The sequence below is a fragment of the Rhodoluna sp. KAS3 genome (assembly GCF_026000575.1).
Taxonomy (GTDB): Bacteria; Actinomycetota; Actinomycetes; order Actinomycetales; family Microbacteriaceae; genus Rhodoluna.
On record NZ_AP026910.1, the window covers coordinates 991,067 to 1,008,575 of the forward strand.

A 17,509-nucleotide genomic window follows, 5' to 3' on the forward strand; every position below is an offset into this window, starting at 1 on the left:
CTACTTCGATTCTGCGGTCTGGTCTGACTCAATGCGCGGGAATAGCGGCTCAAGCGCGGTCAGCGCAGTTCCGCTAGGCAACTGAGACCAAGTGGCCGCCTCAGTCAAGATTTGGCTGTCGAGGTCTCCCAAACCGGCGCCCAGAGCAGACCACAGCTTTGCGGTTGCCTTTGGTGTGATTGGGTTCAACAACACAGCAAGCACGCGAAGACCCTCAGCGGTGGTGTTCAGCACAGTACCCAAACGCTCGCGGTTGGCCTCATCTTTGGCCAAAACCCAAGGCTCTTGAACCGTGATGTAGTTGTTCAGCTCATCAACCAGCGTCCAAATTGCTGCAATTGCATCCTGGATAGCAACTTCGTCAATTGCCTTGTCAGCCGCAAGGACCGCATCGGCGGCCACTTTTTGAACTGCAAGGTCGGCATCAGAGAATGCACCAGCGGCTGGCAGGACACCATCAAAGTATTTGTGAATCATGGCGATTGCACGAGAGGCCAGGTTACCGAACCCATTAGCCAATTCGGCTTGGTAGCGGGCTGATAGGTCTTCCCAAGAGAAGGAGCCATCCTGACCAAAGGCGATTGCCTTCATGAAGTAGTAACGGAATGCGTCCGATCCGAAGGTCTCGGTAATCTGGCTCGGTGCAATTCCGGTGAGCTTAGATTTGGACATCTTCTCGCCACCAACAAGTAGCCATCCGTGACCAAAAATCTGCTGCGAAGGCTCTAGCCCTGCTGCCATGAGCATTGCCGGCCAAATCACAGCGTGGAATCGCAGAATGTCCTTACCAACGACCTGAACCGAGGCTGGCCAAAGTGATTCGAAGTTGACCTTGGCCTCTGCGGAGTCATCTCCATAACCGATAGCGGTGATGTAGTTGAGGAGCGCATCGAACCAGACATAGGTGATGTGGCTGTCGTCCCAAGGAATGTCAATTCCCCAGTCAAACTTTTCTTTTGAACGCGAGATTGACAGGTCTTCGAGTCCTCGGCGCACAAACGAGATAACTTCGTTTCGAGCTGAATCCGGCTGAATGAATTTCGGGTTGGCTTCGAAGTGAGCCAATAGGCGGTCTTCGAATTCGCTGAGCTTGAAGAAGTAGTTGGTTTCTTGAAGTTTTTCTACCGGCTTTGAGTGAATAGCGCAGACAGCTTGCCCAGCAAAAGCACCCTCGCCCTCAAGCAGGTCAGCTTCGGTTTTGTACTCTTCGCAGCCAACACAGTAGTTACCTTCGTACGAACCCCGATAAATGAAACCGGTGTCGTAAAGGTGCTGCAAGAACTTCTGGACAGCCTTTTCGTGACGCGGTTCAGTTGTGCGAATGAAATCCTGGTTGCGAATATCGATGGTTTCAAGCAACGGCAACCATGCCTCGGCGACCAGTTTGTCAGCCCAGTCCTGCGGAGTGGTCTTGTTAGCCGCAGCAGTGCGCAAAATCTTCTCGCCGTGCTCGTCAGTGCCGGTCAGCAAGAATGAATTCTCGCCGCGCTGACGGTGCCAGCGTGCCAAAACGTCCGATGCAACCTCGGTGTAGGCGTGACCGATGTGGGGAGCATCGTTGACATAGAAGATCGGAGTCGTGACGTAGAACGACTTTCCGTTGATATTTGGCATGGTTTCCATCTTAACCGAGGTGTGGCATCAGTTTTTCGATGCTTGACGCTGCTCAAGCACCAACTGGTAGAGCTCACTCTTGCTGGCGCCTGCAGCTGAAGCAATCTCAGCCACGGCCTCCTTGAGCCTCGCTCCGTCTTCGATTAGCGCCAGTACCTGCTGAATCAGGTCATCCGGCTTAGCTTCGATAACTTCTGCCCCGGCGATTACCAGAACCATTTCACCTCGAGGTTCGGTGTTCGCCCAAGTAGCTAGCTCGGCAAGTGTGCCTCGCTCGGTATGTTCGAACTTTTTTGTAAGTTCACGCGACACAGATGCTCTGCGATCAACTCCAAGCTCTGCGGCTGCATCCTGAAGCGATTCAAGGATGCGGTGAGGTGATTCAAAGAAAACCATGGTTCGGGATTCACGTGCCAGAGATGCAAAAGTCTTGCGACGGTCGCCGCTCTTTCTTGGCAAAAACCCTTCAAAACTGAATCGGTCCGTTGGCAACCCAGATACGGCGAGCGCACTCAGCACAGCTGAAGGTCCAGGGATGACCGTTACTTCGATTCCAGCGGCAACGGCTGCGCGTACCAGCAGGAATCCCGGATCACTGACCGTAGGCATTCCAGCATCACTAACCACCAAAACCGACTCTTCAGCGGCAATCTCAAGAATCGATTCAATCCGATCGCCTTCGTTGTGTTCGTGAAGGCTGAACAGTCTGGCGTTGAGTTTGATGCCCAACGAGTTTGCGAGCTTGAGTAGGCTGCGGGTGTCTTCAGCGGCGATAAAACGCGATTCGCGAAGGTGTTCCACCAGACGCGGAGAAGCATCGGACAGGTTACCAATGGGAGTCGCAGCAAGAATGAGCACGCTCTATTGTCTAGCATTGGGCAGGTGATTGCTTTACTAAACCGGATACGCCACAACACTCGGATTGTGTCCGCGTTCGAGCGCTGGGCGATGCTTGCCATCATGGGCCTAGCGGCGGTGCTCAGATTATGGAACCTGGGCTACCCAGCCAAACTTGTTTTCGACGAGACCTACTACGTCAAGGACGCTTGGTCACTCTGGAATACCGGTGCCGAGCGAAGCTGGCCGGAAAACGCCAATCCGGCTTTCGAAGCGGGGCAAGTCGACACCTATTTGACTGAGCCAAGTTTTGTCGTTCACCCGCCCCTCGGCAAGTGGATTATCGGATTTGGCATGTGGCTCTTCGGCCCAGAAAACCCTGCATCTTGGAGGGCATCGGTCGCAATCATCGGCATCGCGATGGTTTACCTGATCTACCTAGTTGCCCGCATCCTGTTCCGATCCAAGTTTTGGGCTATTGCCAGCGCCTTTTTACTTGCCATTGATGGCCACGCGATCGTGTTGTCGCGCACAGCCCTTCTCGACAACATCCTGGCATTTTTTGTACTTCTGGCTTTTTATGCCGTGCTTCGAGATCAACAGTCTCGGGCAACTAATTCAATCGGCTGGAGAAGACCGTGGTTAATCGGTGCAGGGCTGATTCTTGGCGCCGCCATGGCAGTCAAATGGTCTGGGCTCTATTTTGCAGTTGCCTTCGGCCTCTATCTGGTTGTCAGTGAGGCACTTGAGCGCAGAAAAAATCAACCCATCGGGTGGGGTTCGGCCAGCGCAAAGCAGGCGCTAAGAATCTTCACACTGATGGCCCCGGGGGCAGCACTGGTTTACCTCGTCAGTTGGACTGGCTGGATTTTGGGCACGGATGGCTACCAGCGCCAGTATGCACCAACCTGGTTTGAATCACTGATTGCCTACCATGAGAACTCCTATGGCTTCCATGTTGGTTTGGTAACACCTCACTCCTATGCCTCAAATCCACTCACCTGGCTTTTTGGTCTGAGGCCAACGAGCTTCTTTTACGAGGGAGTCAATAATGGCGTCGGCGGTTGCACCGCAGCTGAGAACTGCTCGTCTGCGATTACAGCCCTAGGCAATCCATTTATCTGGTGGCCAGCAGCACTGGCCTTGTTCTTTGTGTTGGTCTGGTTCATAAAAATGCGCGACCGGACAGCAGGGCTGATTCTGTTGGGCATTCTTGCCGGTTACGTACCGTGGCTATTTTTCATGCAGCGCACAACTTTTCAGTTTTACGCAATCGCATTCCTGCCGTGGATGATTTTGGCCCTGGTTTATGTCATTCAGATTTACCTCAAAGATGCCGGGCCTGTAGCTGGCTACAAGATCCGTTTTTGGGTGGTCACGTACCTGATCGTCGTTTTTGCAGCAACGATTTACTTCTTGCCGATTTGGAACGGAACACTGATTCCATACAATTTCTGGCGCGGTCACATGTGGCTGCCAAGCTGGATTTAGTGTTAAGCCATGTCTACATTTGCAGTCACCTACTTTTATTCAGCCGACCCTGCGCAACTAGCAGAGGTGCGCCCACTTCACCGGGAATGGCTGAGCGGTCATTTTTCAACCGGTTCGCTACTGGCTAGTGGGCCAAAGGTTGACACCCCGGGTGCCCTCCTTATCTGGTCAGCCAAATCTGTCGAAGAGCTTGCCATAGTTCTCGACAACGACCCGTTTGATATTGCCGGTTTCATTGGTGAGCGGGTTATCGAAGAGTGGAACCCTATCTTTGGACCTTGGAGCAGCTAATGACACCAAACGCAGTGCCCCAAATCACGCTCAATAATGGTCAGAGTATTCCTCAGCTAGGTCTTGGCGTTTACAAGGTCAGCCAGAATGCCGCCGTCGAATTGGTCCACGAGGCAATCAAAGTTGGCTACCGACGAATTGATACCGCCGCGCTTTACGGCAACGAGGCTGAAGTTGGCCAAGCAATTCGCAAAAGCGGTATTCCCCGCGACGAGATTTTTGTAACTACAAAAATTTGGAATGACCGTCAGGGCCGATCGCATGCGCCCGAGGCAATTGAAGAGAGCCTCAAGCGCCTTGACATCGGGCACATTGACATGCTGCTAATTCACTGGCCGTGCCCAACCCAAAATCTGTTTGTAGAAACCTGGAAGGTTTTTGAAGAAGCCCTTGGCACTGGCAAAATCCGTGGCATCGGCGTTTCGAACTTCGAGCCACATCACCTTGACGCTTTGCTGGAATCAGGGTCGACGGTTCCAGCGCTTAACCAGGTAGAACTGCACCCAGCTTTTCAGCAACCCGAGGTGCGCCACTACAACCGTGAGCACGGCATCGCGACTGAAGCTTGGTCTCCGCTTGGCCGCGGTCGCTACGAAGGTGACTCAGCACTTTCGGAAATTGCCACAACTCACGAACGCTCCGTAGCACAGGTGATTCTGCGCTGGCACATCCAAATCGGAAACCTGGTCATTCCTAAAACAGGCAATTACGATCGCCTGGTTGAGAACATCTCGGTTTTCGATTTTGAACTGTCCGAGCTTGAGATGCAGGCCATCGCGAGCCTCGACACTGGCGCGCGAACCGGACTGAATCCTAACGAATTTGGCTAGATAGAAGCTTTCTTCTTACGGGTAACGAAGAGGCTCAGCGCGGTAGTTACAACCAAGGTCACCAGAATTACGCTCAGTGAGAGCTCAGTGCTAATTTCTGGAGCCCACTTGATTGGCTCGCCACCATTAATGAACGCAAGTTCGTTCTCGTGCATAGCGTGCAGCACCAACTTGACACCAATCCAAGCAAGGATGATCGAGAGACCTAGACCTAGGTACTTTAGGCGCTCCATCAAGCCGCTCAACAAGAAGTAGAGCTGGCGAAGACCGAGCAGTGCAAAAGCGTTGGCAGTGAAAACGATGTAGGCCTCATCGGTTAGACCGTAGACCGCCGGAATTGAATCAAGAGCGAAAAGCACATCGGTGGTGCCGATGGTGATCATGACCAGAAGCAAAGGAGTCAGGAAGCGCTTGCCGTCCTGCTTGATAACCAGTTTCGAGCCGTGAAACTCATCGACGGTTGCAAAGTTCTTGCGAACCCATTTCATGACTAATCCGCCAGGGACCTTGTCTTCTTTGGCCTCGTGGAAGGTGTCCCAGACCAGCATGAACGCTGTGTAAACCAGGAAGAAACCGAATAGGTAGAAAACCCAGCTGAAGGCGTCGATAGCCGCGGCACCGAGGGCAATGAACAGGCCACGAAGCACAAGCGCAATCGCGATACCGGCAAGCAGAGCCTCACTCTGCAGGCGGCGCGGAACCTTGAACTGACTGAAAATGATCAAAAATACAAACAGGTTGTCGACCGACAGGCTCTTCTCGGTAATAAAACCGGCGATGAACTCGTTGCCGTACTGGCCTCCCCAAACCTGGGCCACAAACCAACCGAAGACTACCGCCAAACCGATAAACAGCATGCTCTGAAGAGCAGACTCTTTGAAGCTTGGCTCGTGTGGGTGGCGTGACTGGTAGATCAAGTCGAAAGCGATTAGACCAACCAAAGACAGAACGGTTACTACCCAGACCCAAGTTTCAATATGCATGCCTCTATTCTAAGAACCCCCAGACGGGCCCAGGTCCGGAATAAAAAGATGTGCAAAAGGTATGAGACTGTTAGAACAAGTCAAGGGAGATGCAGTGAAAGTCCTAATATCCGGTGCGTCAGGCCTAATTGGCACCGAACTGGTGCGCCAGCTAAAAGCCTCTGGCGACACTCCGCTTCGATTGGTTCGACGCAAGGCCAGAAATTCTGAAGAAATTGAATGGAATCCCAAAGCTGGTGTTCTGGACTCTGCTGCCCTTGAGGGTATCGATGCTGTTGTGAACCTAGCCGGAGCAACTACCGGTAAATTACCTTGGACTTCAAAATACAAGGAAGAGATTATCTCCAGTCGAATCGACTCGACCAGGACGCTGGTGAAGGCGATGGCTGAGTGCAAGAATCCACCACCAGTCTTTATCAGTGGTTCAGCATCTGGAATTTACGGGGATCGCAAAGATGAAGTCCTAACCGAGGATGCCGGTAAAGGTACAGGCTTCTTGAGCGACCTTGCATACGCTTGGGAGCAGGAAGCCCTAAAGGCCCCTTCAAACGTCCGAGTAGTTTTGGTCAGAACCACCATGGTTATGAGCAGGGCCCTCGGTGCACTTGGCCGACTACTTCCACTAATCAAACTTGGCGTGGGCGGACCGCTTGGCAACGGTCAGCAATGGTGGGCCTGGATTACGGTCCAAGATGAAGCCGCTGCCATACTTCACCTGATTCGGACCCCGACCGCAACTGGCGCTTACAATCTCACAGCGCCCGAGCCGGCAACCTGCAAGCAGATAATCGCCTCACTCGGCCGTCACCTCAAGCGCCCAACTCTGCTGCCGGTACCCGCATTTGCGCTTCGTCTGATCTTGGGTGAAGCAGCCGACGAGTTGCTGCTGTGCAGCCAAAACATGTCGGCCCAACGACTTTTGAGCACCGGCTTCAAGTTTGCCCACCCAGACCTAGAGTCAGCAACTGCCTGGGTTGTTTCAAAGGACTAACCAAACCGATAAGAAAAATGCCCGACCAAAACGGTCGGGCATTTTTGCTTGAGTCTAGATTTACTTCTTTGGTGCAGCCTTGGTTGCAGCTGGCTTTGCCGCGGTCTTAGCAGCTGGCTTTGCCGCGGTCTTAGCGGCAGGCTTCGCAGCAGGCTTAGCAGCTGGCTTCGCGGCTGGCTTTGCAGCAGGCTTCGCAGCAGGCTTTGCCGCGGTCTTAGCGGCTGGCTTCGCAGCAGGCTTTGCCGCGGTCTTAGCAGCTGGCTTCGCAGCTGGCTTGGTAGCTGGCTTTGCAGCAGCAGCCTTAGCGGTAGTTTTTGCCGCAGTTCCTGCAGCCTTCTTTACAGCGGTGCCTGCAGTCTTGGTGGCCTTGGTAGCAGCCTTACCAGCAGTGCGTACAGCGGCGGTGGTCTTCTTTTCAGCTACCTTTGCGGTTTCGGCAACCTTCTTCTCAACGGTCTTGACTGTTGAGTCAACCTTCTTCTCTACATCAGCTGCAACCTTGGCAGCCTCGTCGACAACCTCAGCGGCAAGCTTGCCTGCATCCTTTGCGATGTTCTTTGCGTTCTTGCTAAAAAGTCTTTTAGCGGTCTCAAAAATTCCCATGATAATCTCCTGAAATTAGAATTCGGATTCACTAAAACCTTACTTGACTAATGCTTTGTATGGCCAAGGCTCGAGTGAACTAGCTGGGTAATTATCCGTTTGCGCGTCGGCGTCGCAAAATTTCGTCAAGCTCCTGAGAGCTAAGAGTGCGAGTTGGTTCAATACTGATTACCTCGGCCAGCACCGGGGTCTCAAGTTCACCAATTCGCTGGCGCGGTGCCGGTAGTGGGTTTGGCTCCCAAGCACGATCCTCCGCAATACTTGCTGCTCCAACTCCGCTAGAGGCTTCTGTAAAGATTGCCGACCGTGTTCGGTGCGAGCGGGCAACCAATGCCCTGGCCTGCTTGGTCGCCTTGCGCAGCGTTGCAATTGAAAGTGCGGCTACAGCCAAACAACCCGCAACGGCAAACCACAGGTTCACATCGGTGATGGCCTGTACTGAAAGAAAGCCTGCGGCAACTATTGAGCTAAGCAGCAAGGTTCCAAAAATTCTTCGAGTGACCGACAGTCGGTAGTTGCGCTCTGCGAGGGCTGCCACTGTGCCGGTTACGTTGCGCTTTGCATCGCGAAGTTCTGATCGAATTTCACCGGCAAACTTGCGCTCATTTTGACGCTCTTCAGAGCGCTTGAACCATGACGGTACAAAAACCCAAATCCATAGGGCAGCGATAATCATCAGCATCAGCCCGCCGGATCCATTGAAGTTCATAGTTCAAAGATATGAGTCAGCTGCCAAGGTTGCCGTCATTTAATTCGGTGTGTTTAATACCCGAGTCATTTTCTCGTAGCCAGGGGTAGTCAACTGTAGGTGTTCTGCCGTTTATCCATCGATTCAACAAACCGCCGACGACTTCCTCGTGCGTAATGGCAAACGAATAGTGGTCGCGCCATGCACCATTGATGTGAATGTATCGCTCCTTGAGGCCCTCAAATCGCATACCCAACTTTTCAACCACCCGAAGCGAGGCAACATTTTCAGGTCGAATATCAATTTCACAGCGGTGCAAACCATGTTGACTGAATAGGTAATCAATCACCAGGGCAACAGCCGTTGGGGTCACTCCCCTACCTGCAACTTCTGGCACCACCCAATAGCCCAGCGTCGCAGAGCTCAGGGAGCCAAAAACCATATTCGAAACATTAAGTTGGCCAACAATGCGCCCATCGATTTCGATCACAAACGGCAATCCCTGGTTGGCGCTCATCTGCCTGCGAAGGGCCTTTATTTGGTGGCGCATTTCGAACGAGTTTGGCCCAAAGGGATTAGTCGCCTCCCATGGGCGAAGCCATTCACGATTGCCCAGAACTCGTTCTTCAAGCTCCTTGGCGTCGCGAACTCGAACAATTCGGACGAGCACGTCGCCGTGAGAGAAACCAAAAGATGTAGCCACGATGGCAAGATTAGTCCCATGGATGCACAAAACATAAAGCAAGCCTTGCGTGATGACCTCAAAATCCGCCGTGCTTCAGCGGTTTACGACCCAGAACACGCAGCTGCGCTAAACGTGCACCTAGCTGAGCTGTGCCTTTCAATCGGTGCTCAAAAAATTGCTTGCTATCTGCCGTATGGCACCGAACCAGATACAGAACTCTTCATTGATTGGGCTCTCGACAACGACATCGAAGTGGTCCTACCGGTAGCCCATGAATCCGGCGAACTGACCTGGGTAATTTTCGAAGGCGAATCAACCCCCGGAATTTTTGGTTTCGCTGAAGCGACAGGAAAACCTGGGACCATTGCCGGAATAGACCTGGCAATCATTCCTGCGCTGGCCGTTGACCAAAAGGGCATGCGTCTGGGTAAAGGCAAAGGCTATTACGACCGGGCCTTAGCCAAACTCGAAGCGGCACCGCCGCTTATCGCAGTGGTCTTTGACGACGAGCTTCTCGAGGAGATCCCGGCTGAGAGTCACGACCATCCGGTAGACGCCGCTGTTACGCCTTCACAGATTGTGCTTTTCACAGATCGGTTAAAATAGTCTCGTGCCTACTTACTCATACGCTTGCAAAAAATGCGAGCACACCTTTGACATCCAGCAAAGCTTTAGCGACGATGCCCTAACGGAGTGCCCTGTTTGCGGTGGCGAACTTCGTAAAGTATTTGGCCAAGTTGGCGTGACTTTCAAGGGCAGCGGTTTTTACCGCACCGATTCTGCCGGCTCTTCAAACAAGGGCAACTAGCCCAAATTGCTATCCCCAGTGCGGCGGTTTATCCTGCTGCAATCGCTGGTCGTTGGTCAAACCAGCACGATCACCCCAAGCTAAATCGGTGTCTTCGAACGCTTTATCTGCAGCGTCGAACAGCGGCTGAGGGCGGCGCGTGATTTGCAGTCCAAGTTCTTCGGCAATTCGATTGGCCAGTTTTTGAGGGTCAGAGAAAAGTTCAAAACTATAAACCCTGATGTATTTCCAGCCCATCGAGGTAAGCAAACCTGGTCGAATGTGAAACTTCTCAGTTCGCGTTGACCCAGGAATGGCCCAATCTGGATCGATTACCGCGGCGGTCTTTGCATAGGCCACAACCAGAGGCAGTTCTTTTGAAAAAGACTGGTCTACGCGGGCGCCGAGCTTCTTCAGCCGGAGGCTAAGGTCTTGGAGCATCGGATCAGTCGGCATATCAATTGGCGCACGTTCAGCGGTGGCTGCGGCAAATAGATCACCCAGCAGCACAGCACCATTACTCAGGCGGTCGGTTGGCAAGTCATCTGGGCCAAAGCAAGAAACAAGGGTGATTTGCTTGCGCGCACTGACCAGTAGGTTAGCCAAATAACGGCGTCCATCTGGTTCACTCAATTGCCCAAAATTTGACAAGACAGCCCCGTGCGAGGTTCTGCCGTAACCGAGCGAAAAGATAATTCGATCTGCAACCCTGTGGCTTAGCTCGGCAATCGATGTGACCTCAAATTTTTCACGGCCGTGAGAGTCAAAGTACTCCTCGAGCTGCGGTCGATTTTTGAGTCCAGCCTGCACTGCTGCTCTAATCCGCTCAGCGTGAACACTTGAAGCACTGGCTACCAGGAGAGACTGTTCTGGGTGCCAAGTAGCGTGATTGAACACCAATTCCACCGTGCGGTCTAGCTCTGCGTCCAAACTTTCCGTGGCGCCTTCAATGGTGGTTTTTGCACGGTTTCCATCACTGACCACGTCCAGAACAAAATTGTTCTCGCCAAAGTACTCAGCGGCGGTAGGCGTGTACAGAATTCGGTTTTGATAAAACTCACGGTTGATGAAATCGCCAAGTGTTTGGCTAGTGGTTCGGTAGCTGCGTCGAATAACTTCAGCGCCGAAAATGCGTCTCACTTCAGCAAACACCGATGGCACCGAGTATTCGCGACCAATTGGAAGCGCTCGGTTTTCGATCTCAAAACCACCGGGCGCCGCTACCGCGTCATCGCCAAAAGTAATGACCTGATCGGCCCGAGACAATGCACCAAGATTTTCAGCCACTGTGCTTCCGGCGGCATCTAGGACTATCAGCACGTCGTAGCGATCCGACTTCGAAACATGCTTCGGTAAATCAAATGGCGAAACCATCACAACGGGGGCAACAGCTGCCCAAATCTTTGGAGCAACCGTTGAGGCCTTCAACATGTCCGCTGAGCCAGTTTTCAAAAGCGCCTTTAGAGCTGCAGCCTCGGCAGAATCTGCTTTGAGCGCGCCATGCCACCAATCAGCCAATTTTGAAGCAACGGCAGCGGCGCCGTTGGCAATTTGATTGGTGTGGGCTCGTCTAAATGCAGCTTCGTTTTGAGCGATTTGTTCAGCACTAAAACTAAGGACCGAACCTCCCTTGGAAACCAACACTTCTAGTGCGGACTGCCACCAGGCCTGCTCTAACTCTTGGGCCAAGTGCTCTTTAGCCACGTGAAGTTTGGCTAGGTTTCGGGCCAATTGCCCCAATCCGGCTTCTCGCAAACGAGAACCAAGCAAGGCGCGTTCACCCAGATTTTCAAGTGCCTCGGAGTCTTCAGCCAATGACTCAAGCTTTCCCTGCAATTTCAACAGCGGAAGCTTGGCCAGCGGGGTCTCGTCAGACTCAGGATCCATGTGGCCCTGAAGGGTTTCAAGGTCGGCCATGAATGCCTGATAGGCCACCTGGGCTTCTTGAATTCCGATAGGAACCTGTGGCGCAGTTGGAATCAGGCAGTACTTTTGCCAGAGTTCTCGTTGCTCTTGAATCTGATTCAAAGAGGCGTGCATGTCTGCAACGTGCATGCCGGCGCGCAGGTATTCCCGAGCCAGTTTCTTCAAACGTCGGCGATTACCGCCAGACATATTTGATCGCTGCTCACGGTCGACTCCCTTTCGGGGAGCGGTGGCGGCAATCAATTCGGTAAGTGGTCGGTCAAAGACATCTGGAACAAATCGATCCAAAGTCTCGCGAATTCCGACAAATAGCCTGAGGTACAAACCCCAGTCCTCGACACTCACCGCAGGCTTGAAATTGACCTTGCTGGTAAAGGTTTCAAGTTGCTCCGCCAACTTTGGGTAGGCGTTGTCCCTAACGTTTTTGGCAAGCCTTAGGGTGTGCTCTACTTCGGCAGGCGATTCAAATCGGGCCTGGAACCAAGCGGTGTCCTGGGGGCCAAACCGGAACTCGCCCAGAGCATGGGCTTCATTCAAAAGCTGCAGAGCCTCCGAGCGATCTACGTGTCGCAGAAGGTGCTCTTTGGCAATGCGCGCATTCGTCAGCGGAGGATGAGACATGCCGCTGAGTGCAGATAGTTCGCGAAGTACTCGAGCAACCGATACTCCCAGACTCGGATCGGTTGAGTTCAATGCATCGAAGTAGGAATCTAGTTTTTGCTCCGCAGCAACCCGTGCAGCTGATTCATCCTTAGAGTCGGCACTTACAGCCTTCTCATTTCTGGAGATAGCCGAGATGAGGTCAACCCAGGTGGAATCCGAGCGGATTCCCAAACCTGGTAGCCCAATGGTTGCAAATCTCTCGGACAGCTCACCAAGAGTTTGGCGACGCGGAGCGACGACTAGAACCCGTTTTCCCTGATCAACCAAGCCGGCGACAACGTTGACCACCGTTTGGGTGTATCCGCATCCCGGTAGGGTCTCAACCGCAAAACTCTGCCCTGCCTGGGCCCTCGCGACGATTCGCATTTGAGTGGCATCGGCCTCAACCACGAGGTTCAGTTCAGGAACATCGATGTCTTCTAGGCCTTCTTTTGGCTCGCCTGCAAGTTCGGCAAGCAATGGTGTTTGATTGCGTGAGATGTCTGACAGCAGGTCAGTTGCGGCAGTAGTGAAGTTTGAAATAACCAAAATTCGGCGAAGATCGAGATTGCCCTTATCGGCGGTTAGGTTGGCCAAATAGTTGAGCACAGTGACGGGAACTAGATCTGAACTTTCGCGCTGGCGGGCTAAAAGTTCTTCTGCATTCAGCTTTATGCCGTAGGCGGTTTCTAAAGCTTCAGCCAGCACAGGGTTTACCGAAGCATCGCCAGTGAGCGAAACCTCATAGTCGTCACCCTTGCGAATCAGGCTTACCGGCCACATCAAAATCGGTGCGTTGATGTCAAAGCCATCGGCCTCAAAGTTTGCTAGTCCCCCGACCAAAAACAGGGTTTCGATACCGAAATTGTCACTAATTCGGTCAGATTTATTCTTGATTCTTCGGGCAGCAGACAGGGCCCTCGAAAACGCTAACGGGTCTCTGACCAAGTTCGAAAGCAGAGTCTGGCGCCCGGTGACAAATTGTGAAAAACCACCTGGGTGACTGCGCTCCAAATCAATTTGACCGAAGGCGTTGACCTCAAAATTCTGCAGCGGGTTAGTCACACCGATGGCCTTGAGCTCCTGCTCCCAACGCTCCCAGTCAGAGTGAGAAGGTACCTCGCTAGAACTAACAAATTCGACCATGTGAAGAGCCTAACTTTCACACCTGAGAACTGCGTTTAGGCACTCCACGACGATGAAAATCAGAGTCAGGTATATTGGGAAATTCTGGCTCCGTAGCTCAGTGGATAGAGCAGAGGTTTCCTAAACCTTGTGTCGGGTGTTCGATTCACCTCGGGGCCACTCAGTAGGCAATGCTAGGCAGCGTTTGCTAGTGCCAAGTAATTACTCCACTCGGGATCAACTTTTTCAGCACCCCGGACCACCCAACTCAGCCCGGTAGGCATCTTTGGGCTAAAGGACAAAGACCAGCCGATTTCAGCTAGCGTTTTGTCGCCCTTTTTGTTGTTGCACTTCAAGCAGGCGGCGACCAGATTTTCCCAACTGTCGCGACCACCTCTAGATTTTGGTTGCACATGATCAATCGTGTTGGCGTAACGGCCGCAGTAGGCGCAATTGTGACCGTCACGTCGAAGAACTCCGCGTCGCGAAACCGGAATAGCGCGGCTGTTTGAAACCCTCACGTATCGCGCAAGGAGAATAACTGTTGGCAGCTCAAACTCTCGATTGGCACTGTGAACGGTCAAATCCGCTGAGCCGGCCAGAATTGTCGCTTTATTGTTGAGCACCAACATAAGCGCGCGTTTAAATGACACCACTGCAAGTGGCTCGTAACCTGCGTTTAAAACCAAAGTATGCATGCTTCCCCTTCGAATTTACCCAGACGGCTTCCGGGTTTTCGTGTTGGGCAAAGGCACTTGAGAAACAAAAAAGCACCGTCAAAATGACGGTGCTTTAGAGAACAACAACCAGGCGTTGTTGGCCCAGACGACATAGTTGAACAACTTGCTTGGCTTGCAAACTTCTCAACATCATCAGAGCCCCTAATCTCTTGCGACTATTGCTTATCGCTAGATTACGCCCGAAAGTTCGAATTGGGCTAGAGCCGAAGGTGTGTTTTTAGTGAAGATTTGGTGACGTTTTTAGTTAGTCATCAAGCGAATGTAGTGAACCTGCGAGGTGTAAATCGGTGCCAATTTGACGCTGTCACCTGGTCGCGGTGCGTGATAGAAATTGCCATTGCCAGCATAAATTCCGTCGTGACTCATGTCGTTCATGATCACTAGGTCACCCGGCATGGCATCTTCGGCACGGATTGGAATACCAAGACGAGCCTGACCATGCACGCTGTGAGGCATCGCCACACCAAACTGAGCAAAAACAAACGCTACGTATCCCGAACAGTCAAACCCACGAGGCGTGTCGCCACCGAAAACGTAAGGGGTGCCAACGTAATTTGCTGCCACCTTGAGAATCGAGGTGCCATCCAGCTTGCTGTAAGGCGGATTAGCAAGGTAGTCGGCCGCGGTTGGACCGCTGTAGGTGCGGTAGCTGTTCAGGGTTTCCTGTCGAGCAATCTCATCAGCATCGGCTGACTTGTAGTTTCCGCGAGCAAACTTAACGGTGTTGACCGCAGCTACGGTGAGGTTTTGGGTGTCCTCTGAATTTGCCAAAGCCTCAGCGTCAGTAGTGGTGAATCGTGACATGGCTGCGATGTCTGGGTCGTAAGCGTAGGCCGGAAGAGCAAAGGTGGCAAACAGTCCCGAAGCAATCGACATCGTTACGGTGTTGCGGACTGCTCGGCGAGCATAAAACGGAGTGCGCTTTTGCGAAGGCACCAGGTAGGCAGCGGAACCCTGGTCGGCACCGGCTTGCTTGGCAGCAAAGTAAGCGCGATCCTGCTTTGCTAATTTCTTGGCTTGGCGGCGCGCGGCGCGAGATAGTCTCGCCTCTTCGGCTTCGCGAACTGAACGACGGCTACGCAGTTCAAACGACTCCAAGATGTTGATTTCAACATCAGCGCGGTGCTTGCCTGTGGCTTTTTTGGCCAAAACTAAACCTCCAAGTTTCATTCAACCTGTGAATCCTGCAGCGAAACTATGAGTTCTAAAGACTGGATTGCAGGCAATGGAAACCATCCGGGTCCGATTATTAACCAGGTTTATGGTCAACAACTTTTACAGTTTACCAATTATTTGCTGAGAAAAACCTTGGAGTTGTCCCCAGCGTCCCCCATAGAGGTTTTGGGGATACAAAAACGTCCAAAATGTTGTTGCTAAGCCTCAACAAAGAGGTGGCGGGCCAGGTCCTCAGAAATCTCAAGACCTTCATCGCTCTCGCTGTTTGAGATAAATAGGTTCATACCTCGGTACTCCACACCGAGACTGCTACCCGGAGTCAGGCCAAGGCTGTTCAGCTGGGAAAGCAGTTTGACATCAACCTGAAGCGGTTCTCCGATTCGACGAAGAACATAGGTGTTCTGTCCGGCAAAAGCCCTCGGCAGATCAACCACAGAAACCACGCCGTCGCCAAAGTTTGGGTTTGTTTCCATACCAAAATCGTCTAGACCGGGAATTGGATTACCGTAGGGCGAAAAATCTGGAGTTGAAATCAAGTTGAGAATCTTACGTTCGACCTGATCGCTAATTACGTGCTCCCAGCGGCATGCCTCTTCGTGCACAAACTCCCACTCGAGACCAATAACGTCGGCCAGCAATCGCTCCGCAAGTCGGTGTTTGCGCATTACTGAGACGGCATCTTTTCGACCCTGATTGGTCAATTCCAGGTGGCGGTCACCGCTAACAACCAGCAATCCATCGCGTTCCATACGAGCGACGGTCTGAGAAACGGTGGGGCCAGACTGATCAAGGCGTTCCGCGATGCGAGCTCGCATCGGAACCTGACCCTCTTCTTCGAGTTCCAAAATCGTTCGGAGGTACATCTCAGTCGTGTCGATTAGATCGTGTTCGTGATTCATGCCCCTCCTTAGCTAATACAAGATTAGCGGTCGGCAGCTCTGCCCTGCCCCTGGGCGGGCTTCTGCAAAGTAAACTTGAGCCATGACTGAAATCATCATCCCATCTGAGTTTCTTCCAGTAGACGGCCGCTTTGGCTGCGGTCCTTCAAAATTGCGTTCCGCGCAAATCGCCGCATTTGCCACTGAAGGCTCAAAACTCATGGGCACCTCACACCGCCAGGCTCCAGTGAAAAACCTGGTCAAGCGGGTTCAGGATGGTTTACTCGAACTCTTCCACAACCCTGAGGGTTATGAGATCGTGCTCGGAAACGGTGGATCGACTGCGTTTTGGGACGCTGCTGCTTTCTCAATGGTCGAGAACAAGGCTCAAAACCTAGTTCACGGCGAATTCGGCGCAAAGTTTGCTTCAGCACTCACCAACCCTTGGCTTGAAAAACCTACGGTGATCAATGGAACCCCGGGTTCTCGCCTTGGGCTTCAGGCTGAAGCAGGCGTTGACTCCTACGCATACGCTCAAAATGAAACATCCACTGGCGTCGTTACCCCGGTCAAGCGTGTTTCTGGTGCAGACCAGGGCGCTCTAATGTTCACCGATGCAACCTCGGCAGCCGGCGGCATCGACTTTGACGCCACTGAGACCGATGTCTACTACTTCGCACCCCAAAAGAACTTTGCATCTGACGGCGGCCTATGGTTTGCCCTGATGTCGCCTGCGGCAATCGAGCGAACCGAGAGAATCGCTGCGACCGACCGCTACATCCCTGAGTTTTTGAGCGTGAAGACCGCCATCGATAACTCACGCCTCAACCAAACGCTGAACACCCCTGCGATTGCAACATTGTTCTTGCTGGGTGAGCAGATCGATTGGATGAATGAGAATGGCGGCTTGGCTTGGGCAGATGCTCGTACCAAGGCAGCCTCTGACTTTTTGTACGAATGGGCTGACGCATCAGAGTTTGCTACCCCGTTTGTCAGCAACCCAGAGCACCGATCACAGGTTGTAGTCACAATCGACTTCAACGATGAGATTCAGGCGACTGACATTTCAAAGGTGCTTCGCGCCAACGGAATTGTAGATGTGGATTCTTACCGCAAGTTGGGCAGAAACCAGTTGCGTGTGGCCACATTCACCGCGACCGAGCTGGATGACATCAAGCAGCTGACTAAGGCGATTGACTACGTAGTTGGCCAGCTAGCCTAG

General features: G+C 52.7%; 16 protein-coding genes, 1 tRNA gene and 1 pseudogene. 8 read left to right on the forward strand and 10 right to left on the reverse strand.

Translation table 11 applies throughout. The features are described from left to right. Complete coding sequence (gene metG / locus OO731_RS04965) at positions 1-1,614, reverse strand: methionine--tRNA ligase (RefSeq protein ID WP_264889870.1); 1,614 nt, start codon at positions 1,612-1,614, stop codon at positions 1-3. 27 nt (positions 1,615-1,641) lie between these two features. Next, positions 1,642-2,472 carry a 16S rRNA (cytidine(1402)-2'-O)-methyltransferase gene (gene rsmI, locus OO731_RS04970; protein WP_264889871.1) on the reverse strand — a complete coding sequence of 277 codons (831 nt, stop codon included), beginning with the start codon at positions 2,470-2,472 and terminating at the stop codon, positions 1,642-1,644. A 24-nt stretch (positions 2,473-2,496) separates the two neighbouring features. Here rsmI and OO731_RS04975 point away from each other — a divergent pair, with 24 nt between their 5' ends. Genes OO731_RS04975 through OO731_RS04985 form a run of 3 tightly spaced genes read left to right on the forward strand, consistent with a single transcriptional unit; the run spans position 2,497 to position 5,063 of the window. After that, positions 2,497-3,942 (forward strand): phospholipid carrier-dependent glycosyltransferase, encoded by a 1,446-nt coding sequence (locus tag OO731_RS04975; RefSeq protein WP_264889872.1) that lies wholly within the window; start codon positions 2,497-2,499, stop codon positions 3,940-3,942. Between the two features lie 9 nt (positions 3,943-3,951). After that, positions 3,952-4,233 carry a YciI family protein gene (locus tag OO731_RS04980; protein WP_264889873.1) on the forward strand — a complete coding sequence of 94 codons (282 nt, stop codon included), beginning with the start codon at positions 3,952-3,954 and terminating at the stop codon, positions 4,231-4,233. Then, on the forward strand, positions 4,233-5,063 hold the full coding sequence (locus OO731_RS04985; protein ID WP_264889874.1) for an aldo/keto reductase: 831 nt from the start codon (positions 4,233-4,235) through the stop codon (positions 5,061-5,063). Before OO731_RS04980 ends, OO731_RS04985 begins: the two co-directional genes overlap by 1 nt. Here OO731_RS04985 and OO731_RS04990 read toward each other — a convergent pair. Beyond that, positions 5,060-6,046 carry a TerC/Alx family metal homeostasis membrane protein gene (locus tag OO731_RS04990; RefSeq protein ID WP_264889875.1) on the reverse strand — a complete coding sequence of 329 codons (987 nt, stop codon included), beginning with the start codon at positions 6,044-6,046 and terminating at the stop codon, positions 5,060-5,062. The genes OO731_RS04985 and OO731_RS04990 overlap by 4 nt on opposite strands. 94 nt (positions 6,047-6,140) lie before the next feature. Here OO731_RS04990 and OO731_RS04995 point away from each other — a divergent pair, with 94 nt between their 5' ends. Next, entirely contained in the window at positions 6,141-7,037 is an 897-nt protein-coding gene (locus OO731_RS04995; protein ID WP_264889876.1) for a TIGR01777 family oxidoreductase, read from the forward strand. A 60-nt stretch (positions 7,038-7,097) separates the two neighbouring features. Here OO731_RS04995 and OO731_RS05000 read toward each other — a convergent pair whose 3' ends face one another. From OO731_RS05000 to OO731_RS05010, 3 genes are all read right to left on the reverse strand, one after another. After that, positions 7,098-7,640 carry a hypothetical protein gene (locus OO731_RS05000; protein WP_264889877.1) on the reverse strand — a complete coding sequence of 181 codons (543 nt, stop codon included), beginning with the start codon at positions 7,638-7,640 and terminating at the stop codon, positions 7,098-7,100. Between the two features lie 91 nt (positions 7,641-7,731). After that, a complete protein-coding gene (locus OO731_RS05005) occupies positions 7,732-8,349 on the reverse strand; it encodes a hypothetical protein (protein ID WP_264889878.1) in 618 nt (205 codons plus the stop codon). A gap of 16 nt (positions 8,350-8,365) precedes the next feature. Next, positions 8,366-9,031, reverse strand: a complete 666-nt coding sequence (locus OO731_RS05010) for a GNAT family protein (protein ID WP_264889879.1) — start codon at positions 9,029-9,031, stop codon at positions 8,366-8,368. Positions 9,032-9,049: 18 nt separating this feature from the next. On the opposite strand from OO731_RS05010, the gene OO731_RS05015 reads away from it, so the two are divergent. Next, a complete protein-coding gene (locus OO731_RS05015) occupies positions 9,050-9,619 on the forward strand; it encodes a 5-formyltetrahydrofolate cyclo-ligase (protein WP_264889880.1) in 570 nt (189 codons plus the stop codon). 4 nt (positions 9,620-9,623) lie between these two features. Next, a pseudogene (locus OO731_RS05020) lies at positions 9,624-9,806 on the forward strand (FmdB family zinc ribbon protein); the annotation flags it as partial. Between the two features lie 24 nt (positions 9,807-9,830). Here OO731_RS05020 and OO731_RS05025 read toward each other — a convergent pair. Continuing rightward, positions 9,831-13,514: a DUF4011 domain-containing protein gene (locus OO731_RS05025; RefSeq protein ID WP_264889881.1), complete on the reverse strand. Its 3,684-nt coding sequence runs from the start codon at positions 13,512-13,514 to the stop codon at positions 9,831-9,833. 86 nt (positions 13,515-13,600) lie between these two features. On the opposite strand from OO731_RS05025, the gene OO731_RS05030 reads away from it, so the two are divergent. Next, positions 13,601-13,673 (forward strand) — tRNA-Arg (locus OO731_RS05030). A gap of 14 nt (positions 13,674-13,687) precedes the next feature. Here the strand turns inward: OO731_RS05030 and OO731_RS05035 are convergent. The 3 genes from OO731_RS05035 to OO731_RS05045 all read right to left on the reverse strand — a co-directional run bounded on the left by OO731_RS05035 (position 13,688) and on the right by OO731_RS05045 (position 16,308). Continuing rightward, positions 13,688-14,191: an HNH endonuclease gene (locus tag OO731_RS05035; RefSeq protein ID WP_264889882.1), complete on the reverse strand. Its 504-nt coding sequence runs from the start codon at positions 14,189-14,191 to the stop codon at positions 13,688-13,690. 282 nt (positions 14,192-14,473) lie between these two features. Then, a complete protein-coding gene (locus tag OO731_RS05040) occupies positions 14,474-15,403 on the reverse strand; it encodes a C40 family peptidase (protein ID WP_138275695.1) in 930 nt (309 codons plus the stop codon). A 203-nt stretch (positions 15,404-15,606) separates the two neighbouring features. Then, positions 15,607-16,308: a metal-dependent transcriptional regulator gene (locus OO731_RS05045; RefSeq protein WP_264889883.1), complete on the reverse strand. Its 702-nt coding sequence runs from the start codon at positions 16,306-16,308 to the stop codon at positions 15,607-15,609. A gap of 82 nt (positions 16,309-16,390) precedes the next feature. Here OO731_RS05045 and serC point away from each other — a divergent pair, with 82 nt between their 5' ends. Then, positions 16,391-17,509: a phosphoserine transaminase gene (gene serC / locus OO731_RS05050; protein ID WP_264889884.1), complete on the forward strand. Its 1,119-nt coding sequence runs from the start codon at positions 16,391-16,393 to the stop codon at positions 17,507-17,509.